Below are 24,022 nucleotides of genomic sequence, written 5' to 3' on the forward strand. Positions count from 1 at the left end.
CCCCCGCAAGGCGGGAGGAGACCAAAACACTGGCTCCGGCGTTGGCGTCTCCCTCCCCCTTGCGGGGAGGGGACAGGGGTGGGGGTGCTCTTTCCGCACCGGCCTATCAGCCGCACTGAATTCCTTGCCTTACCCCCGCGCCAGCTTGCCCCGCCCTTCCGGCAGCACCCGGTGCGGCGGCTGCGCGCCGTCGATGAAGGCGCGGATGTTGACGATTACCGTCTCACCCATCTCGAGCCGCGCTTCGAGCGTTGCCGAGGCCATGTGGGCGGTGAGCACCACGCGGTTGTCGCGAGCCAGCTGCAGCAGCCGCGGGTCGATGCCGTTGCGGCTTTCGAACACATCGAGCGCGGCGCCCGAGAGGTGCCCGTTCTCGATCTCGCCGATCAGCGCCGCCTCATCGACAAGTTCCGGCCGCGACACATTGACGACGAAGGCATCCTGGCGCATCCGGCTCAGCCTTTCGGCACTGAGGATGTGGTGGGTCGAGCGGCTGAGCGGGGTGTGCAGCGAGACGATATCGACCTCACCCACCATGTCGTCGAGCTCCGCCCAATAGGTGGCGCCCAGCGCGTCCTCGACCTGCGGCGGCCGGCGGTGTCGGGAGAAATAATGGATGTTGAGGCCAAAACTGCGGGCCCGGTTGGCGACGGCAGTGCCGATCCGCCCCATGCCGACAATGCCCAGCGCCTTGCCGCGCAGCCGCCGGCCCAGCATCCAGGTCGGCGACCAGCCGGGCCACTCGCCGGTGGTGGGCAGTACCTGGGCGCCCTCGACCAGCCGGCGTGGCAGCGCCAGCATCAGCATCACCGCCATATCGGCGGTATCCTCGGTCAGGACCGACGGGGTGTTGGTGACGGTGAGCCCCGCTGCATAGGCCGCTTCGATGTCGATGTTGTCAAAACCGTTGCCGAACTGGGCGATCAGTTTCAGCTCGCTGGGCAGCCGGGCGATCAGCGCCGCATCGATCGGATCGTTGATCGAGGAGACCAGTACGTCCTTGCCTTGCACGCCCTCGATGATGGCATCGGCGCTCAACACGCCGTCCACCGGTTTCGAGGTCACCTCGAACAGCGTCGCCATGCGCGCCTCGATCTGTTCGGGGAGGCGTCGCGTCACGAAAATCTTGGGTCGGCTGAGGGTCAAAGGCGGCGCTTTCAGCGACCATTAAGGTCTTTTGCCTAAGTGTAGAAAAAAAGCACACCCCTGCAAAGTCATGTTCGGCAAAGTCAGCTCCATGCTCCTCACGAGGCGCTCCCACGGGCGGCAGATCAAGGCGATTCTCAGCGCCACCCTCCTCACCGCGATCATCGCGGCCGGCTCCGTTATGCCGGTGGCAGCGATGGCCGCCGAAGGTCCGAGCGGCTTGCCGCTGCCGCGCTTCGTCACCACCCGCTCCAACCCGATCAACGTGCGGGTCGGGCCGGGCACCAAATACGGCGTCGCCTGGGTCTATGTGAAAGCCGGCACGCCGGTCGAGATCATCCAGGAGTTCGACACCTGGCGCAAAATCCGCGATGCCGACGGCTCCGAGGGCTGGCTGCACCAGAACCTGTTGCAAGGTAAGCGGGCCGGCCTCGTCGCCCCCGCCTCCGCCGAGCCGGTGGCGCTGCGCCGCGACCCCAATGACCAGGCCGGGGTCCGCGCCTGGCTGACCCCGAGCTTCCGCGTCGACATCAAGGAATGCGACGGCAAATGGTGCAAGGTCATCGCCACCGCCCACCCGCTCAATGGCAGCCCGCAGAGCTTCGACGGCTGGGTGCACCAGGGCGACCTGTGGGGCGTCTACAAGGACGAAGCGTTCGACTGAGAGTGGCCAGGCAAGGCCTGACTGAAGCAGACGGCCCCCTCCCATCCTCCCCCACAGGGGGGAGGTGCCGGCCGGTGTGTCAGGCACGATCGACGACAGAGCCTCGACTCTTCACCTCCCCCTTTATGGGGGAGGCCGGGAGGGGGCCGTCTCTATCAGTCAGAATAGAGCGTCAGCTCCGAACCTTCCGCACCCGCACCACCACATCAACATGGGTGATGTTCATGCCGCGCGGCGGCTCGGGCAGGTTCTGGATGACGATGGACGAGGCCGGGATGTCGATCACCCGCTGCTCGTCCTCGAGGTAGAAGTGGTGATGGTCCGAGGTGTCGGTGTCGAAATAGGAGCGCGACGCATCCACCGCCACTTCGCGCAACAGCCCCGCTTCGCGGAACTGATGCAGGCTGTTGTAGATGGTGGCGAGCGACACATTGACCCGTGCCGAGGCGGCTTCGGCATGCAGCTGCTCGGCGCTGACATGGCGATGCGCGCCGGCGAACAGCAGCTCTGCGAGCGCAACGCGCTGACGCGTCGGCCGCAGGCCCGCCATGCGCAGCACTGCCGTCAGGCACGGTCGGCGAGACGGAACGGTCCTGGCGGAAAGGCTGCGGTCGGTCATCTGGTCCTTGGCAACGAGGGCGTATCAGCTTGCAGCTTATAACTTTCACGCCTCTTCTACACAAGCGGCGGTCGGTCGCGGTCGGCGCTCGCGACGCTGGGCCGCGGCGGTCACTCCCTTGGGCGCGCTTGACCCTCCGCCCCCCGCTCTCTAGTAACGGTCTCAACTGACCGACGGAGAATGCCGGCCGATGACGGATCGGAAGAACGCCTACGGGTATGACGACCTGATCCTGAGTGGAACGGGAGAGCTGTTTGGCAAGGGCTATGCCCAGTTGCCAGCCCCGCCGATGCTGATGTTCAACCGCATCACCGAGATCAGCCGCGAAGGCGGTGCGTACGGCAAGGGCCTGGTGCGCGCCGAACTCGACGTGGACCCCAGCCTGTGGTTCTTCCAGTGCCACTTCATCGGTGACCCGGTGATGCCGGGGTGCCTGGGCGTCGACGCCGTCTGGCAGATGCTGGGGTTTTACCTGTGCTGGGACGGCTCGCCCGGCAAGGGCCGGGCGCTTGGCTGCGGCGAGGTGAAATTTTCCGGCCAGATCACCAATGACGTCAAAATCGTCGAGTATGGCATCGACCTGAAGCGGGTGATGAAGTCCAAGCTGGTGCTCGGCATTGCCGACGGCTGGGTGAAGGCCGACGGCCAGATCATCTACGAGATGTCGGGCCTGCGCGTAGGCCTGTTCACCTAATGGTTTCTTGATTTGCGCGCTTCGAAGCGGAAAAGTCGCACAACTTTTCCTGGAAGCGCGACGCCCGCCGCCGGACCTGAGCCGCGGCCATAGAGGAGGCAATATGAGGCGCGTTGTCGTCACCGGCATGGGGATCGTCTCCTCTATCGGAAACAATCTCGATGAAGTGATCGTGAGCCTCAAGGAGGCCAAGTCCGGCATCGTCTTCGCCGAGGACTATGCCAAGTACAATTTCCGCTGCCAGGTGCATGGCGCGCCCAAGCTCGATCCGTTCGCGGTGCTGGACCGCCGCACCACCCGCTTCATGGGCAAGGGCGCGGCGTGGAACTACATCGCCATGCAAGAGGCGATCGCCAATTCCGGGCTCGAAGAAAAAGACATCAAGAACCCGCGCACCGGCATCATCATGGGTTCGGGCGGCCCCTCCACCCCCACCCTGATCGAAGCGGCCGACATCACTCGCGAACGGGGCCCCAAGCGCATCGGGCCGCTGGCCGTGCCCAAGGCGATGAGCTCGACCGCTTCGGCGACCCTGGCGACGCCGTTCGGGATCCAGGGCGTCAACTACTCGATCACCTCGGCCTGTGCGACCTCGAAGCACTGCATCGGCGCCGGCTACGAGCAGATCCAATGGGGCAAGCAGGACATCGTGTTTGCCGGTGGCCACGAGGATCTCGACTGGTCGCTTTCGAACCTGTTCGACGCCATGGGCGCCATGTCCACCGACTTCAATTCGACGCCCGAAAAGGCCTCGCGCGCCTATGATGCAAAGCGCGACGGCTTCGTCATCGCCGGCGGCGCCGGCGTCCTGGTGCTCGAAGAGTACGAACACGCCAAGGCGCGCGGCGCCACCATCCTCGCGGAACTCGTCGGCTATGGCGCGACCTCCGACGGCTACGACATGGTCGCCCCGTCGGGCGAAGGCGCCATCCGCTGCATGCGGCAGGCGCTGTCGACGGTGAAGGGCAAGGTCGACTACATCAACCCGCATGCCACTTCGACGCCGGTCGGCGATCTGAAGGAAATGGAAGCGATCCGCACGGTGTTCGGCAATGGCGACAGCTGCCCGCCGATCTCGGCCACCAAGTCGCTCACCGGCCACTCGCTCGGCGCCACGGGCGTGCAGGAATCGATCTACTGCATCCTGATGATGCGCGAGAAGTTCCTGTGCGAAAGCGCCAATATCGAGGAACTCGATCCGGTGTTCTCGGACATGCCGATCCTGAGGCAGCGCCGTGACAACGTCGATGTGGGCATCGCGCTCAGCAACAGCTTTGGCTTTGGCGGGACCAACGCCACGCTGGTGTTCCAGCATCCGGACGCAGCGTAAGGGCCGGGCCCGCCCCACTAATTCAGCCGACAACCACCCTTACCTTCTCCCCTTGTGGGAGAAGGTGGCCGAAGGCCGGATGAGGGGTCCGCGCAACGAAGTGTAGCGCGATCCGAGCGTAAGCGAGGAGCGGCTGGAGTGCGCGGAGAGATACCCCTCATCCGCCCTTCGGGCACCTTCTCCCACAAGGGGAGAAGGCCTGACTGCACGGTCGCCCTACCCCAGCATCTCCACCGCCAGCGCCAAAACGCGCTTGAACGCGGTCATGTCGGTCAGTTCCTGCCCAGCGGGCGCGTCGCCGACCACCACGGCGCCGCCGCGGTTCACCACGCCGCCATGCAGCATCAGGTTGTCGATGAAGCCGAGATCCTCGATCAGGATGTGATCGGGGCCGCGCGGCTTGCCGGCGGCATCGGCGTACCACTCGCCGTTGAAGTGGTCGCGGGTGCGGGCGCCGTGGTCGGCTTTGACGTTGGTGTAGGCGAAGGCGGGCTTGCCCTGGGCGCACATGAAGCCGAGCTCGAAGCAGGTGCCGGTATCGGCGGCGATGCCGCGGAACGGCGTCAGGTTGGCGATGATCGCATCGGCCGAGTGCATCAGCTTCTCATCGATGGCGCTGATCGCCAGGCCGAGCTCCCACTTGCTGTTGGTCGGCGGGAACTCGAGGTCGCCCGGCGACACCGGCACGAGGCCTGCCGCGCGGGTCAGCTCAATCTTCAGGTCGAGGATTTCACGGGCGTTGGGCAGAAAAACTTCCGGGCCGGCGAGGTAGACGGATTTGGGCATGATGGCTCGTTCAGGTGGCGTCAGTGACTAGCGTGACTATTGCGGGCTGGCGCCGCTGACCAGGTCGCCGCCGACAAAGGTGGCGGCAATGTTCGGTCGGCTGGCAGTGTAGAGGATTTGCTCAAGCCGTTCAGCCGGTTCAGCCCCAAACAGCCGGACTGTCCCCGCTTCCGCGACGGGGTCGATGAGCAGCGCGTCGAAGTGATAGCCGGGGCGGAACATGCCGACGGGCAGATCGAGCGCCACCCCACCGCCGGCGGTGGCGAGGTGGAAGGCGGTGAGCATGTCGATGCGCGAGTTGGGGACGCCGCGCGTTTCACGTGAATCCCTCGCGTCGACGCCGTCCTCGAGCAGGCGCGAGGCCTGAGCGGTGGCGCGACAAGCCTCCAGCATCGAGCCGGAAGGCCCGCCGGAAATGTCAGTGCCGAGCCCGACATGCAGCCCCTTTTCCAGCGCCCGGCGCAGCGGGAAGACGGCGTTGCCAAAGTACATGTTGGAGAGGGCGCAATGCGCGACGCCGGCCCCGGCCGCGCGGACCGTCGCCATGTCGTCGTCGGTCAGAAACACCGAGTGGGCCAGCACGGTCTTGCGGCCCAGGAGCCCGAAACCATCGAGCGCTGCAGTGTCGGTCTTGCCGTAGCGATCGAGCGCATAGCCATGCGCCCAGTCGCTCTCCGAGCAATGGGTCTGGACGTGGCAATCGCACTCCGCCGCCAGCGCGCCGAGGCCGGCGAGCGCCGCGTCGGTGCAGGAGGGAATGAAGCGCGGGGTGATCACCGGTAGCACCCGGTCATTGTCCGGCAGGGCCCGGATGTGGTCGATGACGGCACGGGTCTCGGCAACCGCCAGCTCGGCCGAGGCATCGCGATAGTCGTCCGGACAACTCGCGGGATCGTCCATCACCACCTTGCCGACCAGCGCCCGCTGCCCCTGCTTGAGGCAGATCTGCGCCAACAGCTCGGTGGCCTCGCGATGCACGGTGGCGAAATAGAGCGCCGTGGTGGTGCCCGAGGCCAGGAGATCGGTGACCAGGGTCTCGTAGCGCTCCTGGGCGAACGCGAGGTCGGCGTACTGCGCCTCGAGCGGAAAGGTGTATTTGCCCAGCCAGACTTCCAGGGGCACGTCGAGCGCCATGCCGAGCTGCGGGTATTGCGGGGCATGGAGGTGGAGATCGACAAAGCCCGGCAGCATCAGCTGTCCGGCCGGCAGCTCGATGGTTCCCTCCGGCACACCGTCGGCGGCCCGACCGATGCTGGTGATGGTACCGTCACTGGCGATGGTGATCACCGCAACGCGCAGCACCTCGAGTTCGCCGCGCACCGGTGCATGGACGAAGCTGCCGCGGATGCTGCGGCCGCGCAGGCCCGTCACCAGACCACCTTGTGCTGCTCGCCGCTCTGCACGTTGACAAAGCCCTCGGGCGCCAGTTCGCTCGGCGCCACCAGCACCCAGCGCCAGGGCGAGCAGGTGAGCGTCGCGAACTTCAGGAACTCCGGGAAGCCGGGCTTCCAGAGGTTGAGCGCCGAGGGCTTGTACATCCACTCGACCTGCTCCGCCGCGCGATAGAAAGCCTGCATGTCGATATCGAAGGCTTCGGCCGAGCGCGCCGTCATCAGCCCGCCGATCTCGAAGCGCATCTCGGCGACCACTTCGCCCTTGTGCACCAGCACCCAGCCGCCATCGATCTCCTGCAGCCGGTTCACCGCCTTGGCCATCGCCGCGTCGGAGGAACCGATGCACCAGACATTGTGGCTGTCATGCGCCACCGAGGAGGCGAGTGCGGTATCGGGGTCGGCCGGGCCGCAGCCGGTCCAGAACATTTTTGCCACCGCACCATCGCCGCGATAGCGATCGACCAGCGCCCATTTGGTGATCAGCCGCTCGGTGTCGCGCTGCACCAGGCCATCGACCACCGGCAGGGCTTCGACCAGGAAATCCTCGTTCCAGTGGAACGGCCGGAGGATCGCCGCCTGCATGGTGTGGCGGTCCGGTTCGGCCTTGATGGCGAAATCGTCGGCGCTGAGGACGCGCCCGATGTTCATGGTCTTTCTCGCCCAGTCCGGCCAGTCGATCGCGGTCAACGGGCCGAGGAACTGTTTGCCTTCGGAGACCAGTTGGCCATCGGCATAGACGTGCCGGATCGACAGCGTCTTGACGTCGTCGAGCAATACTATGTCGGCATAGCGTCCCGGTGAGATCGAGCCGACCCACTGGTCGATGCGCATGTGCCGCGCCGGGTTGATGGTGGCGCACTGGATGGCGATCTCGGGCGCGAGGCCATACTCGATGGCGTGCCGCACGTTGTAATCGGCGGCCCCCTTCTCCAGCGTTTCGGAGGCCGAGCGATCATCGGTAGTGAAGGCGATGTTCGACCAGTCGGTCAGCCGCTCGATCAGGCCGGGAAGTATGACGTCATAGGAGAACGGCCGGAGCTCGGTGAAGATGCCGTGGCTCAGCCGTTCCCAGGCTTCCTCCAGCGCCCAGACCTCATGGTCGGACGAGATGCCGGCGGCGGCGAAGGCAGACAGATCATGCGGATCGATCAGCCCAGAGCCGTGCCCCTCGACCACACCGCGCATCTCCATGGTGGCGCCGATCATGCCCCACATGCGGATGTAGCCGGGGTTCTCCGGGTTCCATACCGAGGGCCAATCCATCACCTCGTCGAGGCTGACGGTGCCCATGTCGTGGGCGAGGAAATCGCGCTGCTCCTCATAGCCATAGTAGCCGCCCGACTCTTCCCACGCGCTGGGCGGCACGGCCGAGCCGGGCTGGATGAAGATTTTGAGCGGCGAGCCGGCGAGCCGGGATTTCTGCCAGAACTCCTGGTTCTTTGGGCCGTTGACGTTGGCGAACTCATGGCTCGCCTCGCAGGTCCAGGTGTTGCCGCGCGGCAGCACCAGGGCCGCCTCGAATTCCGGGGTGATGTGGGTCGATTCGATGTGCTTGTGCACCTCGCCAAACCCCGGCACGGCGCTGAGGTTCGGGTAACTCACCCGCGCCCTCACCTCGCCCTTGTAGCTGCCGCGCGGGCCGACAAAGGCGATGCGGCGACCAGAGACGACGATCTCCTGGTCCTCAAGCCAATGCCGCGAATGCACCGAGAGCAACCTGCCGACCTCGATCACCAGATCCGCCGGGCGTTTGGCCAGCGCCACCAGCGTCAGATGCTGGCGAATGGAAACTTCGTCCTCGGCGTTGAGGATCAGGTCGTCAGGCAGGTGCATAGGCGGATTCCGGGTGGCGCAACCGCATTAGTAAAGCGGTTTACGAGAGCGAGTGCAATGTGCCGCGATGAGGGACGTACGGCAAGCCGGTGAGCAATGACTGTTCAGCGCCATCGCTTGCCCGCGGCAGCGCATTTTGCCATAAGTTGCCGGCCTCGATCCCACGCAGCGAGGACAGCCGCGATGAGCCAGATTGCCATTTTCAGTGGTAGCTCTCATCCCGACCTCGCGGCGCAGATCTGCGCCGAGCTCGGCGTGGCGCTGCTGCCGACGCGGGTGAAGCGCTTCTCCAATGACTGCATCGAAGTGCAGCTGCAGGCCAATTGCCGCGAGCAGGACGTGTTCCTGATCCAGACGCTGAGCGCCCCAGTGCAGGACCACCTGGTCGAGTTGCTGCTGATGCTCGACGCGGCGCGCGGCGCCTCGGCGGCCCGTATCACCGCGGTGATCCCGCACTATGCCTATGCCCGCTCCGACAAGAAGGATGCGCCGCGCATCTCGATCGGCGGCCGCATGGTCGCTGACCTGTTGCAGACCGCCGGCGCCAACCGGGTGCTGACCATGACGCTGCACTCGCCACAGGTGCACGGGTTTTTCAGCGTGCCCGTCGATCATTTGCACGCGCTGGGTGAGCTGGCCGAATATTTTGGGCGCTACGAGATGGGCAATGCCGTCGTGGTGTCGCCGGACCTCGGCAACGCCAAGAACGCGGCGGCTTTCGCCAGGCGCTTCGGCGTGCCGGTGGCGGCGGGCGCCAAGGAGCGAATCAGCGACAGCGAGGTGCGGATCACCGCGCTGATCGGCGAGGTCGCGGGGCGCGACGTGATCGTCCTCGATGACGAAATCGCCAATGGCGGCTCGATGATCGAGCTGCTGCGGCACCTCAGGCAGCATGGGGCACGCTCGGTGCGCATCGCCTGCACGCACGGCATCTTCGCCAACGATGCGATCGCGCGGCTGGCGGCCGAGCCGGATGTGCTGGAGATCGTCTGCACCGATACCCTGCCGATCGCCGCGGCGCGCCGCCACCCCAAGCTGACGGTGCTGTCGATCGCCCCGGCGCTGGCCGAGGCGATGCGCCGGATCAACAGCGGCGAATCGGTCAGCACGCTGTTCCACACCGAGCAATCGGCGCCGACGGTGACGCGGCTTCGGGCTTAGGTCGGTATTGGCAGTCGGCTACTAACTCAGGCCGCAAGATCCGCGACCACCGCATCCAGCACCGGCCAGCCCTTGTCGGTGACCCGGATAAAGCCGTTGGGCAGGGTTTCGACGAAGCCGATCGAGCGCAGCTCGTTGATCTGGCGTTCGGAAATGGCCCGGCCGGAGATCTTGTGGAAGCGGCGCGGGTCGATGCCTTCGCGCAGCCGCAGCCCCATCACCAGCAGCTCGTCGCCTTCTTCTTCCCAGGTCAGGATGTCGTCGGTGACCATGCCGTGGCCGCGCGCCTGCACGCGCTTCTGCCAGTCGAACGGCATTTTCTCGGTCGCCGTGGCGTGGCGCTGGTTGTTGATCAGCAGCCGCCCATGCGCACCGGGGCCGACGCCGACATATTCGCCATAGCGCCAGTAGATCAAGTTGTGACGGCTTTCCTGGCCGGGCCGGGCGTGGTTGGAGATTTCATAGGCCGGCAAACCCGCCTTCTGGGTCAGCTCCTGCGTCATCTCGTAGAAGTCGGCGCTCAGGTCCTCATCCGGCATCTTCAGCTTGCCGGCGCGGAACAGGTCGTAGTAGCGCGTCCCCATCTCGATGGTCAGCTGATACAGCGAGACGTGCCCGGCTTCGGCCAGCCACAGCGCTTCGGTCAGCTCGTCCTGCCATTCGTCCAGCGTCTGGCGCGGACGGGAATAGATCAGATCGAAGCTCGAGCGCGGGAAGATCGACTGGGCCAGCCGCACCGCGGCGATGGCTTCGTCGACCGAATGCCGGCGGCCGAGTTCGGCCAGCGGGCCCTCACGCAGCGACTGCACCCCGAGCGAAACGCGATTGACGCCGGCGGAGCGATAGCCGCGGAAGCGCTCGGCCTCGACCGAGGTCGGGTTGGCTTCGAGGGTGATCTCGGCGCGGGGATCGATGACCCAGTGCTTGGAGATGGCGTTGAGGATGCCTTCGACCGAGCGCGGATCCATCAGCGATGGGGTGCCGCCACCGAAGAAGATCGACTGCACGGTGCGGCCCGGCGTCTGCTTGGCGAAATGCGCCAGTTCGGCGGCGTAGGATTCGACATAGGTCGCTTCGTCGAACTCGCCACGGTGTACGTGCGAGTTGAAATCGCAGTACGGGCATTTGGCGGCGCAGAACGGCCAATGCACATAGACCCCGAACAGGCCGTTGGAGCGCGGATCGACGGAGTTGTGGCCGAACGTTTCAGTGCTCAACGCCACCTCCCAGTGCATCATCGACGAACTTGGCGAAGGCGCGGGCGCGGTGCGAAAGCCCGACCTTGCCCGGGGACCAGGAGTGCTTGGCCTCGGATGGCATTTCGCCGAAGGTGATGTCGTAGCCATCGGGCATGAACACCGGATCGAAGCCGAACCCTTTGTCGCCGCGCGGCGGCCAGACCAGCGTACCCTCGGCCTTGCCCTCGTAGATCACCTCGCGCCCATCGGGATGGGCGAGGCAGAGCGTGGCGTTGAAAGCGCCGCGGCGATCGCCTGGGGTAATCGCACCGACAGCCTGCAGCGCATCTTCGACGCGGCGCATGCCAACCATGTAGTCGCGCCCGCCATGCGCCGAGGAGCCGGCCCAGTCGGCGGTATAGACGCCCGGCTTGCCGCCGATGGCATCGACCGAGAGGCCGGAATCATCGGCCAGCGCGATATTGTCGGCGGCAGCCGCGGCAGCGTGCGCCTTGATCCGGGCGTTCTCGACGAAGGTGGTGCCGGTCTCTTCGGGCTCGGGCAGGCCGAGCTCGCCGGCCGAAACCAGGTCGAGCCCGAACGGCGCCAGGAGTTCCTTGAACTCGGCGAGCTTGCCCGCATTGTGGGTCGCCAGCACCAGCCGGTCGCCGCGCCGCAATGTGAGCTTGTGCGCCATCAGCTGAGTGCCGCCTGCTGCATGGTGGTCAACTCGCCAATACCCTGCTCGGCCAGCTGCATCAGGCTTGCGAGTTCGTCGCGGCTGAACGGCACCTGTTCGGCGGTGCCCTGGATTTCGACGAACTTACCGGTGCCGGTCATGACGAAATTGGCATCGGTATGGGCCTCGACGTCCTCGAGATAATCGAGATCGAGCACCGGGGTGCCGCGATAGATACCGCAGGAAATGGCGGCGACCGAATCGCGCAGCACCGGGCCCTTGGTGAGGCCGCGGGCCTCGAGCCATTTGATCGCATCGGCCAGCGCCACATAGGCGCCGGTGATCGAGGCGGTGCGAGTGCCGCCATCGGCCTCGAGCACATCGCAATCCAGCGTAATCTGGTTCTCGCCCAGTGCCTGCATGTCGACCACGGCGCGGAGCGAGCGGCCGATCAGGCGCTGGATTTCCTGCGTGCGGCCGGATTGCTTGCCTTGGGCCGCTTCGCGCTTGGTGCGCGAGCCGGTGGCGCGCGGCAGCATGCCGTATTCGGCGGTGACCCAGCCCATGCCGGAGCTGCGGCGCCAGGAGGGGAGCGTGGTTTCGACCGAGGCGGTGACGAACACCTTGGTCGAGCCGAAGCTGACGAGGCAGCTGCCTTCGGCCTTGGGAGCGACATTGCGTTCGAGCGTCACGGCCCGCATCTGGTCTGGCTGGCGTCCGGAGGGCCGCATATGGTCAAATCACTCGTTCTTGGAAATAGCTGTTAACCGCCTCTTAACCCTGACCGCCCCCTCGAACAAGCAGCGGCAGCTTGGCGGCACAAGCCTTTCCGCCTAAATGGTGAACATGGCAGATCGCACAAAAGCTCCCGAAGACGTGCTCGCGGTGCTCAACGCCCGCAGCCAGGACATCTTCCGCAAGCTGGTGGAGCGCTATCTCGACACCGGCACGCCGGTGGCGTCGCGCGACCTGGCGCGCATGCTGAGCGTGGGCCTGAGCCCCGCGTCGGTCCGCAATGTGATGGCCGATCTCGAAGATCTCGGCCTGATTGCCTCGCCGCACACCTCGGCCGGCCGGCTGCCGACCCAGCAGGGGCTGCGCTTCTTCGTCGATGCGATGCTGGAGATCGGCGCGGTCAATGAGGAAGAGAAAACGGCGATCGCCAAGCAGATCCAGGGTCCGGCGGTGCATGGGCAGGTCGAGGACCTGTTGACCGAGGCAAGCCAGCTGCTCAGCGGGCTCAGCCATGGCGCCGGGGTGGTGATCGCGCAGAAATCCGACCTGGTGCTGAAGCATATCGAATTCATCCGGCTCGACGCCGAGCGCGCCATGGTGGTGCTGGTGGGCGAGGATGGCTCGGTGGAGAACCGCGTGCTGCCGCTGCCGCCCGGGCTGACGGCAAGCGCCTTGACGCAGGCCTCGAACTACCTGGCGCATTTCGCCGTGGGCAAGACGCTCAACGAGACGCGCAAGGCCTTGCAGACGCAGCGCGAAGCCACGGTGCATGAGCTCGACGAGCTGACACGGAAGCTGGTGGACGCGGGGCTCGCGACGCTTTCCGGCTCGGGCAGCGCCTCACCGCCGACGGTGATCGTTCGCGGCCGGGCCAACCTGATCAACGACACCATGGCCTCGGAGGAACTCAGCCGGGTGCGGCAGCTCTTCGACGAGCTCGAGAGCCGCGACGGGCTGATCGAACTGCTGGGCGATACCGAAACGGCGCAGGGGGTGAAGATTTTCATCGGCTCGGAGAACAAGCTGTTCTCGCTCTCGGGCTCGTCGGTGATCCTCAGCCCCTACAAGGACGCCAACCAGAAGGTGGTGGGGGTGCTTGGGGTCATCGGGCCGACGCGGCTCAACTACGCCCGCATCGTGCCGGTGGTCGACTACACGGCCAATGTGGTTTCGGCGATGATGGCCCGAAAGAGCTGAGTGCAAAGGCTGAGACCAAGGCTCCCGGAACCTTTCCTAGGCTTGAATCTTATCGCTCATTGGCCGATATGCGGGGCAAACGCGATCAGCGACAAAATCCAAGGTCCCAATGAACGACGATACGAGCAAGCCCGAGGACGACAAGGCCGCTACCACCGCGACCGAGACCGAGGCGACCAAGCCAGACGAAAAGACCGCGACGGCGGCAGCGACGCCCGATCCGATCGAGGCCCTCAAGGCTGAGAACCAGGATATGCGCGACAAGCTGCTGCGCACCATCGCCGAGATGGAAAACCTGCGCAAACGCACCGAGCGCGAGATTTCGGACACGCGGTCCTACGCCATCGCCGGCTTTGCCCGCGACATGCTGACCGCTACCGACTCGCTGAGCCGCGCGCTGATGGTGCTGCCGGCCGAGGCGCGCGACAGCTCCGACACGACCATCCGGTCGCTGATCGAGGGCATCGAGATGACCGAGCGCGAGATGCAGCGGCTGCTCGCCAAGCACGGCGTCAAGCCGATCGAAGCGGAAGGCCAGAAGTTCGACCCGCATAAGCACCAGGCGATGTTCGAGGTCCCCGACCCGTCGCGCCCGGAAGGCACCGTGGTGCAGGTGGTGCAAGCCGGCTTTGCCATCGGCGACCGCGTGCTCAGGCCCGCCATGGTGGGCGTCGCCAAGGGTGGCGGCGCCACCGGCGCCCCGGCCGAAGGCACGATCGACAAGAGCGTCTGATTTCACCGTACCGGTGATGTCGAAAAGGGCGCTTCGGCGCCCTTTTTGTTTGCCGCATGACTTCTTGCCCGATGCCGGAGGACCGCGATGCACAGCCTTTACGACGATGCCGAGCTCTACGACCTCGTGGCGCCCGCGGACGCTGCGATGGAGCGCTTCTACGTCGAGGCGGCAGGTGGGCCGGGCCAGCGCGTACTGGAACTCGCCTGCGGTTCGGGTCGCTTCACCGTCCCCTTGGCGGCGAGTGGGGCGCTGGTGATTGGTGGCGACCTGTCCGAGACGATGCTGGCACGGGCTCGCGCCGCGGCGACGGAGCGCGGCGTGTCGGCCGATTTCGTCGCGCTCGACATGCGGGACTTCGTGCTCGGCCGGCATTTCGACGCCATCGTCATCGCCGCCAACTCATTGATGCACCTGCACGCCCGAGCCGACTTCGCCCGTGCTTTCTCGGCCATCCGCCAGCACCTGGCGCCGGGAGGCCGGCTGCTGTTCGACGTGTTCGTGCCGAGCGCACGGCTGCTCAGCCTGCCGGCCGGCCAGCGCCAGCTGCTCGGGGTGTTCGCGCATCCGCGGCTCGGCGACGTCACTATCGAGGAAACCATCAGCTACGACCCGATCACCCAGGTGAGCCGGGCCGACTGGTATTGGTCCACCGCCGATCACCGGGATTTTCACCACACCCCACTGGAGCTGCGGCAGATCTTTCCGCAGGAGCTGCCGCTGTTGCTGGAGGCAAGTGGATTGCGCCTGCTCGAACGGTTCGGCGATTTCGATCGCGGCCCGCTGACGGCGGCGAGCCAGCGGCAGGTCTGCGTGTGCGCGGCGGCTTAGGCGCGTCGCGATCAGTTCGCCGCTGAAACCACCAGGTCCGGGCACGTCGTCACGTCGTACTTGGCGCCGGGCTTGCCCATCTCGTCGACGACGCGGCTGTCATAGGCGTCGCGCATCGCGGTGATCGCCACATCGTCATTGCCTTCGGCTTCCAGCATCATGTCGGCGCGGGCGGCAAGGTCGTCGGACCAGGCGCCGTATTCGTCCCCTTCGGCGTCGTTGCCGGAATCATAGGCGTCGGTGGAAAGCCAGTAGAAGGCGCTGCCACACCAGAGCAGCCGGTCGGCGGCGGCCGAGGGCTCGCCCGCCGCGGCCGGCAGGGCCAGCAGCCCGATCAGCAATCCGCCAAGCGCAACCCGCAGCATTTGTCCCTCAAGCAATATCCCCGGCGACGATCCGCTTGACCCCGGCGGCGTTCATGTCGGTCCAGGCCTGGGCCAGCGACCCCGAGGTGTCGATGGCGCGGCAGGCGTCCTCGATCACGTAGGTCTCAAAGCCCGCATGGGCCGAATCGACTGCCGTCCAGTTGACGCAGAAATCGGTGGCGAGGCCAGCGATGAACAGCCGCTTGAATTTGCGCTCGCGCAGGTAGCCCTCGAGCCCGGTCTTGGTCTTCCTGTCGGCCTCCTGGAAGCCGGAATAGGAATCGACCACCTCGTGATAGCCCTTGCGGATCACCAGTTGAGTGTGCGGCAGCTCGATATCGGTGGAGAATTCGGCGCCGTGGGTGTCCCAGACGCAATGGTCGGGCCACAGCACCTGCGGCCCATAGGGCAGCTCCATGATCTCGAACGGCGCCGTGCCGGCGTGGCTCGAAGCGAACGAGATATGGCCGCGCGGATGCCAGTCCTGGGTCATGGCGACGTTCTCGAAACGCCGGCCGAGCCGGTTGATCGGGATGATGATCTCGTCGCCGCCGGCAACGGCAAGCTTGCCGCCGGGGAGAAAATCATACTGCAGGTCGACCACGAGGAAGAGGTCGTCGGTACGGGGCGTGAGGGCCATGCGGGTCTTATCTATGTCATTGGCCGATGAGGGCCGAACAATCCTGGAATGAATAGGCGGCGCCATCGCTGGCCCTGCCGGTGCCATTGACGACGCGACCGATGGAGTCTTCGAGGTCGCTGCGGTAGTCGGCCAGCGCGTCGTCGGTATAGCCGGCCTCGAGGTAGATCGGCAGAGCGCGCTGCAGCAGCAAGGCCCCGCCATCGGCATAGACCTTGGCGGAAGCGAGCTTTTCCGGCGTTGCATCGGCCGGCGCGTCGCGGGTCATCAGTTCGAAGGCGGTGCCGCACCACATATCCATCTGCGCCTCGGCCGGCACTTCCTGCGCCAGCGCGGCGACGGGGAGCAGCGGGACCGCAAACAGCGGAGCGATGACAAGGAACCTCAGCACAGTCGTGTTCCCTTGGGCGGCAACGAGAGGGCGGCAACGAGCGCTTCTTAGACCATAACCGGGGCCGCAACGACAAGCCGCGTCGGCGCGCTACGGCACCCGGCGGCGGCTGGTGAGATTTCTCTAACCATGGCGATAGCCAGCCTTTGAGGCATAATAGACTAAATTGCTAAGTGAGGCCCAGGCGCCGCTTCCCGTGCGCCTGGGTTTCGGTGATCGCGGGGTCGAACCGGAAGTTCCCCTCGTGCATGCCGACCCCGTATGTTCTGGGGGCTCTATTGAAATTGACGATCCTGGGTGGCGCTGCCGCCCTGCTGCTGGTGGCGCTGCCGGGCACCGCGCTGGCCGAAGACCTGACCTTCACCCTGACCAACAATTCGTCCTACGCGGTGAAGAGCCTGTTCACCTCGCCGGCCGATGTCGAGACCTGGGAAGAGGACGTGTTCGCCGACAAGTACCTGCCGGCGGGCAACTTCGTCGACGTCACCATCGCCGATGGTCGCGAGCACTGCGTCTACGACATCAAATTCGTGCTGGAGGACGATTCCGAGTTCATCGAACCGGCGGTCGACCTGTGCGAACTGGGTGAATATACCCTCAGCGACGCGACCTGACGGCATTGCGGCGGGCGCCGTAATACTGCGCCCGCAACCGTACGCTGCAGTAGATTACGAGCCGTCGAGGCGGATTGGCGAGGCGAGTTCCCGCCGAAAGCCGGGACTTTGTGCCCGGACTACGCTTGCACCCCCAAAAGCCCCCTCCTATATAGCGCTCAAGGCCCGGTGACGGGTCAATTTCAACACGGGAACCCGGACACCCGCGAGGGATCAGGAACTGCCGGATGGGGTTTCATCCGGGTTCGCCAGGAAAGAGGCAGTAGGTAATGGGTAAAGTCATCGGAATCGACCTCGGTACGACCAATAGCTGTGTCGCCGTCATGGACGGTGCGACGCCGAAGGTCATCGAGAACGCGGAAGGCGCGCGGACCACGCCGTCCATGGTCGCATTCACCAAGGACGGCGAGCGTCTCGTCGGCCAGCCGGCCAAGCGCCAGGCGGTCACCAACCCGGAAGGCACGCTGTTCGCGGTGAAGCGCCTGATCGGTCGGCGCTACAACGACCCGATGGTCGACAAGGACAAGGGCCTGGTGCCCTTCAAGATCGTCAGCGGCGACAACGGCGATGCCTGGGTCGAGGTCGAGAGCAAGAAGTACTCTCCCTCGGAAGTCTCGGCGATGATCCTGACCAAGATGAAGGAAACCGCCGAATCGTATCTGGGCGAGAACGTCACCCAGGCGGTGATCACCGTTCCGGCCTACTTCAACGATTCGCAGCGGCAGGCCACCAAGGACGCCGGCAAGATCGCCGGGCTGGAAGTGCTCCGCATCATCAACGAGCCGACGGCGGCAGCGCTCGCCTACGGGCTCGACAAGAAGAACACCGGCACCATCGCGGTCTATGACCTGGGCGGCGGTACCTTCGATATTTCCGTGCTCGAGATCGGCGACGGCGTGTTCGAGGTGAAGTCGACCAACGGCGACACCTTCCTCGGCGGCGAAGATTTCGACATGCGCCTGGTCGATTACCTGGCGGCCGAGTTCAAGAAGGACCAGGGCATCGACCTCAGGAGCGACAAGCTGGCGCTGCAGCGCCTGAAGGAAGCAGCTGAAAAGGCCAAGATCGAGCTCTCGAGCTCGACCCAGACCGAAATCAACCTGCCGTTCATCACCGCCGACGCTTCGGGCCCCAAGCACCTGACGCTGAAGCTCACGCGTTCCAAGCTCGAGAGCCTGGTCGATGACCTGATCCAGAAGACCGTCGATCCGTGCCGTCAGGCCCTCAAGGACGCGGGCGTTTCGGCCGCGCAGATCGACGAAGTGGTGCTGGTCGGCGGCATGAGCCGCATGCCCAAGGTGCAGGAAGTGGTGAAGCAGCTGTTCGGCAAGGAGCCGCACAAGGGCGTCAACCCGGATGAAGTGGTTGCCATGGGCGCCGCCATCCAGGCCGGCGTGCTGCAGGGCGACGTCAAGGACGTGCTGCTGCTCGACGTGACGCCGCTTAGCCTCGGCATCGAAACGCTGGGTGGCGTGTTCACCCGCCTGATCGACCGCAACACCACGATCCCGACCAAGAAGAGCCAGACCTTCTCGACCGCCGAGGACAACCAGAACGCGGTGACCATCCGCGTGTTCCAGGGCGAACGCGAGATGGCCGCCAACAACAAGCTGCTCGGCAATTTCGACCTCGCCGGCATTCCCCCGGCGCCGCGCGGCGTGCCGCAGATCGAAGTCACCTTCGACATCGACGCCAACGGCATCGTCAACGTCTCGGCCAAGGACAAGGGCACCGGCAAGGAGCAGCAGATCCGCATCCAGGCCTCGGGTGGTCTTTCGGACGCCGATATCGAGCGCATGGTCAAGGAAGCCGAGCAGAACGCCGACGCCGACAAGAAGAAGCGTGAAGCGGTCGAAGCCAAGAACCAGGGCGAGTCGCTGATCCACTCGACCGAGAAGTCGCTGAAGGACTATGGCGACAAGGTCACCGCCGAAGAGAAGGCCGCCATCGAGACGGCGATCACCGATCTCAAGGGCGTCTTGGAAGGCGACGATGCCGAGGCGATCAAGGAGAAATCCGCGACGCTGGCCGAGGCTTCGATGAAGCTGGGCGAGGCGATGTACAAGCAGAGCCAGGCGGAAGCCGAGGCCAAGGCGGAAGGCGGCGAGCAGCCGGCCGACGACGATGTGGTCGACGCCGAGTTCGAAGAGGTCAAAGACGACAAGCGGTCGGCATAAACCCCTCACCAATTGAATCGGAAAGGCCCGGCGATTGCCGGGCCTTTTTGTTTGCCGATGTGCTAGAGTGACGAATGTTCCCAGATCTCAGCAAATTCTCCGAACCGGAAAAGCTCCGGAAACTCCTGTTCAACGCCCGCCGGCTCGGGCATCACGACTATGCGTTTCAGATCCAGATGCGGATCGCCGAGCTCGCCGGCCTGCCCTTCAGCGACACGCTCGAACGCGAGTTCTGGACGGCGGTCAGCTATGTCGAAGAGGTCAAGACCGAGGCGACGGGCAAGACCACCCGGCTCTCCGGGACCCGCACCAAGCACAAGAAATACGGCACCATCCGTTGCCTTGGCGATTGGGCGATGGATCCCAATCCGAGCGAAGGCCTCGACCGCCTGGTCGAGCACAAGCGGGCCGAGCTCAGTGGCGAGGCGATCGTCCTGCGTCACGCCGACAAGTTCCCGGCAGAGGCCGTGGCGAGCGCCGCGGCGAAGCTGGCGGCACTCGGGGTCAGCCGCGAGCAGGTTGTATAAACAACCGCCACCGCTTTCGTTTCACGTGAATCACCCGCAAAATCAAAGGGCTCCGGAATTGGTCCGGAGCCCGATGCTTTTCCGCATTGCTGCCGCATCGGCGCCCAAATGTCTTCACATCCGCCAATGATGGTGGCCGGGTTGAAGTGGGCGTCTTTGACCTGGTCACGCTTTCGAGGTGGAAAAGTCTCTGAACTTTTCCCGAAAGCGCTCCAACCGTCAGCAGCGGGGCGCCTTGAGGGAGCAGCCGAAACCCAGGGCCGGGGAGCGGATGCTTAGGGCGGACTTCGAAAGGACTATAGATGTCATCGGTTGAGGTGCGGAGGTTCGCCGAGAACGGCGATCTCCATACAGCAGATTCCGCGCCTGTTGAGCGCCTCGACGCCGATATGCGCCACGTGCTCAACGTGCTGCAATCGATGGGCGGCAAGCGCATCGACGAGTGCCGTTCGCCCGAGGCGCGCGCGCTGCCCACCCTCGACATGGCGTTACGCCGGATCCTGCGCGATCAGGTCGACGACATGGGTGTCGGCATGGAGATGCGGCTGATCCAGGGGCCGACGGACGAGATCCGCGCCCGCATCTATGTGCCGCAGAACGACATCGTGATGGGCCTGAGGCCGATGGTGCTGTTCCTGCATGGCGGTGGGTTCGTGCTCGGCGATGTCGACAACTATGACGCGACGCCGCGCGCGCTCGCGGCCCGCACCGGTGCGGTGGTGGTCTCGGCGCATTACCGGCAGGCGCCGGAGCACCGCTTCCCGGCGGCGCACGAAGACGCCTATGCGGCATGGAACTGGCTGCTCGAGCATGCCGAATCACTGGGTGGTGATGCCAAGCGCGCCGCCATCGTCGGCGAAGGCTCAGGCGGGAACCTGGCGGTCAACGTGGCGATCCGGGCGCGGGCCGACGACAAGCCGCTACCGGTCCACCTCGGCCTCGTGACGCCAATGGCGGCAATGCTGTTCGACCTGCCCTCGCACCTGCAGAACGCCGAGACCTTCCCCTATTCCACCGCGACGCTCGAATGGGCAGCGCGCAAGCTGTTCCGCAAGAAGGACGATGCGCACGACGCGCGGATGAACATTGCCGGCCGGGTCGACCTGGCCGGGCTGCCGCCGGCGACCATCATTCTCGCCGACGCCGATCCGCTGCGTTCGGAAGGCGAAGCCCTGGCCGACGCGATGCGCCGCTCCGGCGTGTGGGTCGACATGACGACCTACGAAGGCGTGACGCACGGCTTTTTCGGGCTCTATCGCATCGTCAACAAGGCGATGTTCGCGCAGGGCCAGCTCGGCCGGAACCTGGCGGCGGCGTTCGGCGCCTGAGACAGGCGCGACAGCTCGACCCATGACTGGTGGAAAAGTCACACCGGGCACGTACGTCGACCCATAGCCCTCGATAGTGTTGCCGTCAGGCATCAGAGTACTTATCTAGGCCGGATGCCTGATGCGGGGCGCAGGCAACCAAGGACAAGGCCGATTGGCGAAACGCGATTTTTATGAAGTGCTCGGGGTGCCCAAGGGCGCCGACGAAGCGGTGCTGAAAGGCGCCTACCGCAAGCTTGCGATGCAGTTCCACCCGGACCGCAACCCGGGCAATGCCGAAGCCGAACATAAGTTCAAGGAAATCAGCGAGGCCTATGACACGCTGAAGGACCCGCAGAAGCGCGCCGCCTATGACCGCTTCGGTCATGCCGCGTTCGAGAATGGCGGGCGCGGGCCGGCCGGGTTCGGCCCCGAGTTCACCTCGTCGATGTCAGATATCTTCGAGGACATTTTCGGCGACTTCATGGGTGGCCGCGGCCGCGGCGGTCAATCCCGCCTGCGCGGTTCCGACCTGCGCTACAATCTCGAAATCAGCCTCGAAGAGGCGTTTGCCGGCCGCACCGTCGATATCGACGTGCCGACGCTCGCCACCTGCGACACTTGTGAAGGCTCCGGCGCCAAGCCGGGCACCGGCATGTCGACCTGCCGCCACTGCAATGGCCAGGGCAAGGTGCGGGCGGCGCAGGGCTTTTTCACCATCGAGCGGACCTGCCCGATCTGCAATGGCCGCGGCCAGATCCTCGAGCAGCCCTGCACCGATTGCGGTGGCCAGGGCCGCCGGCAGCAGAACCGCACGCTTTCGGTCGACATCCCCAAGGGGATCGAGGACGGCACCCGCATCCGGCTCGCCAATGAGGGTGAAGCGGGGCTGCGCGGGGGACCGCCGGGCGACCTCTACATCTTCATTTCGATCAAGCCGCACGACCTGTTCCAGCGCGACGGCGCCGACCTTTACGCCCGCGTGCCGATCGCCATGACCACCGCGGCGTTGGGCGGCGAGTTCGAAGTGCCGACGCTCGATGCGGCGCGGGCCCGGGTGAAGGTCTCGTCCGGTACCCAGCCGGGCCAGCGCGTCCGCCTCAAGGGCAAGGGCATGCCGGTGCTCCGCTCCAAGGACTTTGGCGATCTCTACGTGCAGCTCGACGTCGAGACGCCGCAGAGCCTTTCGAAGCGCCAACGGGAGCTTCTCGAAGAGTTCGAACGCGAATCGACCCGCGAGAACTCGCCGACCAGCGAGGGCTTCTTCGCCAAGCTGAAGAGCCTGTTCGAGAGCTAGGCGGCTCACCCCTCACCCGTCTCGGCCTTCGGCCGATCCACCCTCTCCCCGACGGGGAGAGGAACAAGGCGGTGCCGTTCGCTCGCTCTGTTCTTCTCCCCGTCGGGGAGAAGGTGGCCCGAAGGGCCGGATGAGGGGTGATTGCCCCGTTGCAGATGACGATCCGGTGTCTTTCGACTGCAAATGGAATGCGCTAGCTCTAGCGCATGACCATCGACACCCCTCCCCCCAAGACTGCCATCACTATCTGTGGTTCGCTGCGCAAGGACTCGATCAACGAGCCGTTGCGCCGGCACATGTCGGCCAAGCTCAGAGAAGCCGGGGTGATCGTCACCGATCTCGACCTCCGCGAGTTCGAGATGCCGATCTTCAACCAGGATATCGAAGATGCCGGCGAGACTCCCGAAGCAGCGAAGCGCCTGGCGGAAATGTTCCGTAGCCACGACATCGTGCTGATCATCAGCCCCGAGTATAATGGCGGAGTCACGCCGCTGGTCGCCAACCTCGTCTCCTGGGTCAGCCGCGAGAAGCCGAACCCGTTCAAGCACGCAGTGTTCGGCATTGGCGGGATGAGCGACGGCAAATATGCGACGATCTTCGCGCTGTCGCACCTGCGCGACTCGCTCAGCAAGATCGGTGCACTGGTGGTGCCGACGCTGCTCGGGCTCGGCCCCTACCCGGATGTGCTGGACGCGGACGGCGCGCCGAACGAAAGCAATATCAAGTGGAAGGTCGGCCAGATGGTGCGCGAGCTGACCCACTTTTCGCGCGGCGGCATCTGAGGTGTACGCGCTCTACGTCACCCACCCGGAAGTGGTGATCGACCCCAAGGTGGCGACGCCGCGCTGGGGGCTGTCCAGCCTCGGCAGGTCACGCGCAGAACGTTTTGCGAACCATCCACTGGTCACGCCACTGACCCGCCTCGTTTCGAGCACGGAAACCAAGGCTCTCGAGCTGGCGGCAATTCTCGCTGGAGGTTGCGGCGCGCCTGTGGACAGCGGGGATAAGTTCGATGAAAACGATCGCCGCAGTACCGGTTTTGTTCCTTCGGCACGCTTCGAGGCGCTGGCGGACGCGTTATTCGCCTACCCCGATGAGTCGGCCGAGGGCTGGGAGACGGCGCGCGACGCACAGAAGCGAGTGGTCACTGGCTTCAACGAGGTGCTGGCGGGCCACGATGCGACGAAGCCTATCGGCTTTGCCGGGCATGGAGCGGTGGGGACACTGCTGAAGTGCCACCTCGGCGGGCTGGCGATCGCCCGCTCCGAGGACCAGCGCCGTATCGGCAACCCCGGCGGCGGCAATGTCTTCGTAGTGCGGCTCAGAGACCGGAAGCTGTTGACCGACTGGATCGCGATGGAGGATTTGCCGGCGCGGGTTGAGGGGCTTTAGCTCCCGAGGGGCCACCGGCAGTAGACGTATCGCCTTCTCCCCTTGTGGGAGAAGGTGGCCGAAGGCCGGATGAGGGGTCCGCGACACGCAGTGTCGTGAGACCGGAGCGTAAGCGACGGGCTGTGAGTGCGCGGAGAGATACCCCTCATCCGCCCTTCGGGCACCTCGCGGCGAGGGCTTCGCCCTCGTCCGCTGACCACAAGGGGAGAAGGCACTCCCCGCCCCGCCAGTGGCTACCCACAAGCGACGATCTTGCCTAAGCCCCATCCGTCCGCCCACGCCCCCACCCCCCCAGTCCAACCAGCTCTACCCCCTCCTCTGCAGCCACCCGC

The 24,022-nt window shown here is 65.4% G+C and carries 25 protein-coding genes; 14 read left to right on the forward strand and 11 right to left on the reverse strand.

Features of this window, described 5'->3' with window-relative positions:
- Positions 1 to 129: 129 nt before the first annotated feature.
- A complete protein-coding gene (locus VW23_RS04220; RefSeq protein WP_084645523.1) occupies positions 130 to 1,083 on the reverse strand; it encodes a 2-hydroxyacid dehydrogenase in 954 nt (317 codons plus the stop codon).
- A gap of 154 nt (positions 1,084 to 1,237) precedes the next feature.
- On the opposite strand from VW23_RS04220, the gene VW23_RS04225 reads away from it, so the two are divergent.
- The gene (locus tag VW23_RS04225) at positions 1,238 to 1,810 is read left to right on the forward strand and encodes an SH3 domain-containing protein (RefSeq protein WP_069908363.1); all 573 of its coding nucleotides are present in this window, start codon (positions 1,238 to 1,240) and stop codon (positions 1,808 to 1,810) included.
- Positions 1,811 to 1,982: 172 nt separating this feature from the next.
- On the opposite strand, the gene irrA is transcribed toward VW23_RS04225, so the two are convergent.
- Positions 1,983 to 2,429 (reverse strand): iron response transcriptional regulator IrrA, encoded by a 447-nt coding sequence (irrA, locus tag VW23_RS04230; protein ID WP_084645517.1) that lies wholly within the window; start codon positions 2,427 to 2,429, stop codon positions 1,983 to 1,985.
- Positions 2,430 to 2,619: 190 nt separating this feature from the next.
- Between irrA and fabA the strand changes: the two genes are divergently transcribed.
- A complete protein-coding gene (gene fabA / locus VW23_RS04235; RefSeq protein WP_069908344.1) occupies positions 2,620 to 3,123 on the forward strand; it encodes a 3-hydroxyacyl-[acyl-carrier-protein] dehydratase FabA in 504 nt (167 codons plus the stop codon).
- A 103-nt stretch (positions 3,124 to 3,226) separates the two neighbouring features.
- Positions 3,227 to 4,453 (forward strand): beta-ketoacyl-ACP synthase I, encoded by a 1,227-nt coding sequence (gene fabB, locus VW23_RS04240; protein ID WP_069908345.1) that lies wholly within the window; start codon positions 3,227 to 3,229, stop codon positions 4,451 to 4,453.
- 216 nt (positions 4,454 to 4,669) lie between these two features.
- Here the strand turns inward: fabB and VW23_RS04245 are convergent, their stop codons facing one another.
- From VW23_RS04245 to VW23_RS04255, 3 genes are read right to left on the reverse strand one after another with little or no spacing between them, the layout of a single operon-like run.
- On the reverse strand, positions 4,670 to 5,239 hold the full coding sequence (locus tag VW23_RS04245; RefSeq protein WP_069908346.1) for a nucleoside 2-deoxyribosyltransferase: 570 nt from the start codon (positions 5,237 to 5,239) through the stop codon (positions 4,670 to 4,672).
- 36 nt (positions 5,240 to 5,275) lie between these two features.
- Positions 5,276 to 6,610, reverse strand: coding sequence for a guanine deaminase (guaD, locus tag VW23_RS04250; RefSeq protein WP_084645519.1), 1,335 nt, complete (start codon positions 6,608 to 6,610; stop codon positions 5,276 to 5,278).
- Positions 6,607 to 8,466, reverse strand: a complete 1,860-nt coding sequence (locus tag VW23_RS04255) for an adenine deaminase (RefSeq protein WP_069908347.1) — start codon at positions 8,464 to 8,466, stop codon at positions 6,607 to 6,609. Before VW23_RS04255 ends, guaD begins: the two co-directional genes overlap by 4 nt.
- Positions 8,467 to 8,649: 183 nt before the next feature.
- Between VW23_RS04255 and VW23_RS04260 the strand changes: the two genes are divergently transcribed.
- Positions 8,650 to 9,627: a ribose-phosphate diphosphokinase gene (locus VW23_RS04260; RefSeq protein WP_069908348.1), complete on the forward strand. Its 978-nt coding sequence runs from the start codon at positions 8,650 to 8,652 to the stop codon at positions 9,625 to 9,627.
- Positions 9,628 to 9,653: 26 nt separating this feature from the next.
- Here VW23_RS04260 and hemW read toward each other — a convergent pair whose 3' ends face one another.
- From hemW to rph, 3 genes are read right to left on the reverse strand one after another with little or no spacing between them, the layout of a single operon-like run.
- The gene (hemW, locus tag VW23_RS04265) at positions 9,654 to 10,844 is read right to left on the reverse strand and encodes a radical SAM family heme chaperone HemW (protein ID WP_244513376.1); all 1,191 of its coding nucleotides are present in this window, start codon (positions 10,842 to 10,844) and stop codon (positions 9,654 to 9,656) included.
- The gene (locus tag VW23_RS04270) at positions 10,834 to 11,502 is read right to left on the reverse strand and encodes a non-canonical purine NTP pyrophosphatase (protein WP_069908349.1); all 669 of its coding nucleotides are present in this window, start codon (positions 11,500 to 11,502) and stop codon (positions 10,834 to 10,836) included. Before VW23_RS04270 ends, hemW begins: the two co-directional genes overlap by 11 nt.
- The gene (gene rph, locus VW23_RS04275; protein ID WP_069908350.1) at positions 11,502 to 12,215 is read right to left on the reverse strand and encodes a ribonuclease PH; all 714 of its coding nucleotides are present in this window, start codon (positions 12,213 to 12,215) and stop codon (positions 11,502 to 11,504) included. Before rph ends, VW23_RS04270 begins: the two co-directional genes overlap by 1 nt.
- Positions 12,216 to 12,330: 115 nt before the next feature.
- On the opposite strand from rph, the gene hrcA reads away from it, so the two are divergent.
- The 3 genes from hrcA (at position 12,331) to VW23_RS04290 (ending at position 14,980) form a co-directional block, all read left to right on the forward strand.
- Positions 12,331 to 13,416, forward strand: coding sequence for a heat-inducible transcriptional repressor HrcA (gene hrcA / locus VW23_RS04280; protein WP_069908366.1), 1,086 nt, complete (start codon positions 12,331 to 12,333; stop codon positions 13,414 to 13,416).
- Between the two features lie 109 nt (positions 13,417 to 13,525).
- Positions 13,526 to 14,149: a nucleotide exchange factor GrpE gene (gene grpE, locus VW23_RS04285; protein WP_069908351.1), complete on the forward strand. Its 624-nt coding sequence runs from the start codon at positions 13,526 to 13,528 to the stop codon at positions 14,147 to 14,149.
- A gap of 87 nt (positions 14,150 to 14,236) precedes the next feature.
- Entirely contained in the window at positions 14,237 to 14,980 is a 744-nt protein-coding gene (locus tag VW23_RS04290; protein ID WP_069908352.1) for a class I SAM-dependent methyltransferase, read from the forward strand.
- Positions 14,981 to 14,991: 11 nt separating this feature from the next.
- On the opposite strand, the gene VW23_RS04295 is transcribed toward VW23_RS04290, so the two are convergent.
- From VW23_RS04295 to VW23_RS04305, 3 genes are read right to left on the reverse strand one after another with little or no spacing between them, the layout of a single operon-like run.
- Positions 14,992 to 15,345, reverse strand: a complete 354-nt coding sequence (locus VW23_RS04295; protein ID WP_069908353.1) for a hypothetical protein — start codon at positions 15,343 to 15,345, stop codon at positions 14,992 to 14,994.
- Positions 15,346 to 15,352: 7 nt separating this feature from the next.
- Positions 15,353 to 15,985 (reverse strand): bifunctional nicotinamidase/pyrazinamidase, encoded by a 633-nt coding sequence (gene pncA / locus VW23_RS04300; protein ID WP_069908354.1) that lies wholly within the window; start codon positions 15,983 to 15,985, stop codon positions 15,353 to 15,355.
- Between the two features lie 16 nt (positions 15,986 to 16,001).
- Positions 16,002 to 16,376 (reverse strand): hypothetical protein, encoded by a 375-nt coding sequence (locus VW23_RS04305; protein WP_069908355.1) that lies wholly within the window; start codon positions 16,374 to 16,376, stop codon positions 16,002 to 16,004.
- Between the two features lie 278 nt (positions 16,377 to 16,654).
- Between VW23_RS04305 and VW23_RS04310 the strand changes: the two genes are divergently transcribed.
- The 7 genes from VW23_RS04310 (at position 16,655) to VW23_RS04340 (ending at position 23,690) form a co-directional block, all read left to right on the forward strand.
- Positions 16,655 to 16,990 carry a hypothetical protein gene (locus tag VW23_RS04310; protein WP_069908356.1) on the forward strand — a complete coding sequence of 112 codons (336 nt, stop codon included), beginning with the start codon at positions 16,655 to 16,657 and terminating at the stop codon, positions 16,988 to 16,990.
- 269 nt (positions 16,991 to 17,259) lie between these two features.
- Positions 17,260 to 19,167, forward strand: coding sequence for a molecular chaperone DnaK (gene dnaK, locus VW23_RS04315; protein WP_069908357.1), 1,908 nt, complete (start codon positions 17,260 to 17,262; stop codon positions 19,165 to 19,167).
- 74 nt (positions 19,168 to 19,241) lie between these two features.
- Entirely contained in the window at positions 19,242 to 19,694 is a 453-nt protein-coding gene (locus tag VW23_RS04320) for a hypothetical protein (protein WP_069908358.1), read from the forward strand.
- A gap of 302 nt (positions 19,695 to 19,996) precedes the next feature.
- Entirely contained in the window at positions 19,997 to 21,022 is a 1,026-nt protein-coding gene (locus VW23_RS04325; RefSeq protein WP_069908359.1) for an alpha/beta hydrolase, read from the forward strand.
- Positions 21,023 to 21,176: 154 nt separating this feature from the next.
- A complete protein-coding gene (gene dnaJ / locus VW23_RS04330; protein WP_069908360.1) occupies positions 21,177 to 22,298 on the forward strand; it encodes a molecular chaperone DnaJ in 1,122 nt (373 codons plus the stop codon).
- Positions 22,299 to 22,504: 206 nt separating this feature from the next.
- A complete protein-coding gene (locus VW23_RS04335) occupies positions 22,505 to 23,080 on the forward strand; it encodes an NADPH-dependent FMN reductase (protein WP_069908361.1) in 576 nt (191 codons plus the stop codon).
- Between the two features lies 1 nt (position 23,081).
- Positions 23,082 to 23,690: a histidine phosphatase family protein gene (locus VW23_RS04340; RefSeq protein WP_069908362.1), complete on the forward strand. Its 609-nt coding sequence runs from the start codon at positions 23,082 to 23,084 to the stop codon at positions 23,688 to 23,690.
- Positions 23,691 to 24,022 lie beyond the last annotated feature (332 nt).

The organism is Devosia insulae DS-56, assembly GCF_000970465.2.
Classification (GTDB): Bacteria; Pseudomonadota; Alphaproteobacteria; order Rhizobiales; family Devosiaceae; genus Devosia_A; species Devosia_A insulae.

Coding starts and splice junctions, on each gene's coding strand:
- VW23_RS04260 (WP_069908348.1), top strand. CDS start 8,650: ATGAGCCAGATTGCCATTTTCAGTGGTAGCTCTCATCCCGACCTCGCG.
- VW23_RS04270 (WP_069908349.1), bottom strand. CDS start 11,502: ATGGCGCACAAGCTCACATTGCGGCGCGGCGACCGGCTGGTGCTGGCG.
- grpE (WP_069908351.1), top strand. CDS start 13,526: ATGAACGACGATACGAGCAAGCCCGAGGACGACAAGGCCGCTACCACC.
- VW23_RS04220 (WP_084645523.1), bottom strand. CDS start 1,083: ATGGCGACGCTGTTCGAGGTGACCTCGAAACCGGTGGACGGCGTGTTG.
- VW23_RS04295 (WP_069908353.1), bottom strand. CDS start 15,345: ATGCTGCGGGTTGCGCTTGGCGGATTGCTGATCGGGCTGCTGGCCCTG.
- irrA (WP_084645517.1), bottom strand. CDS start 2,429: ATGACCGACCGCAGCCTTTCCGCCAGGACCGTTCCGTCTCGCCGACCG.
- pncA (WP_069908354.1), bottom strand. CDS start 15,985: ATGGCCCTCACGCCCCGTACCGACGACCTCTTCCTCGTGGTCGACCTG.
- VW23_RS04325 (WP_069908359.1), top strand. CDS start 19,997: ATGTCATCGGTTGAGGTGCGGAGGTTCGCCGAGAACGGCGATCTCCAT.
- dnaK (WP_069908357.1), top strand. CDS start 17,260: ATGGGTAAAGTCATCGGAATCGACCTCGGTACGACCAATAGCTGTGTC.
- VW23_RS04320 (WP_069908358.1), top strand. CDS start 19,242: ATGTTCCCAGATCTCAGCAAATTCTCCGAACCGGAAAAGCTCCGGAAA.
- VW23_RS04290 (WP_069908352.1), top strand. CDS start 14,237: ATGCACAGCCTTTACGACGATGCCGAGCTCTACGACCTCGTGGCGCCC.
- rph (WP_069908350.1), bottom strand. CDS start 12,215: ATGCGGCCCTCCGGACGCCAGCCAGACCAGATGCGGGCCGTGACGCTC.
- hrcA (WP_069908366.1), top strand. CDS start 12,331: ATGGCAGATCGCACAAAAGCTCCCGAAGACGTGCTCGCGGTGCTCAAC.
- fabB (WP_069908345.1), top strand. CDS start 3,227: ATGAGGCGCGTTGTCGTCACCGGCATGGGGATCGTCTCCTCTATCGGA.
- fabA (WP_069908344.1), top strand. CDS start 2,620: ATGACGGATCGGAAGAACGCCTACGGGTATGACGACCTGATCCTGAGT.
- VW23_RS04255 (WP_069908347.1), bottom strand. CDS start 8,466: ATGCACCTGCCTGACGACCTGATCCTCAACGCCGAGGACGAAGTTTCC.
- VW23_RS04335 (WP_069908361.1), top strand. CDS start 22,505: ATGACCATCGACACCCCTCCCCCCAAGACTGCCATCACTATCTGTGGT.
- VW23_RS04245 (WP_069908346.1), bottom strand. CDS start 5,239: ATGCCCAAATCCGTCTACCTCGCCGGCCCGGAAGTTTTTCTGCCCAAC.
- VW23_RS04225 (WP_069908363.1), top strand. CDS start 1,238: ATGCTCCTCACGAGGCGCTCCCACGGGCGGCAGATCAAGGCGATTCTC.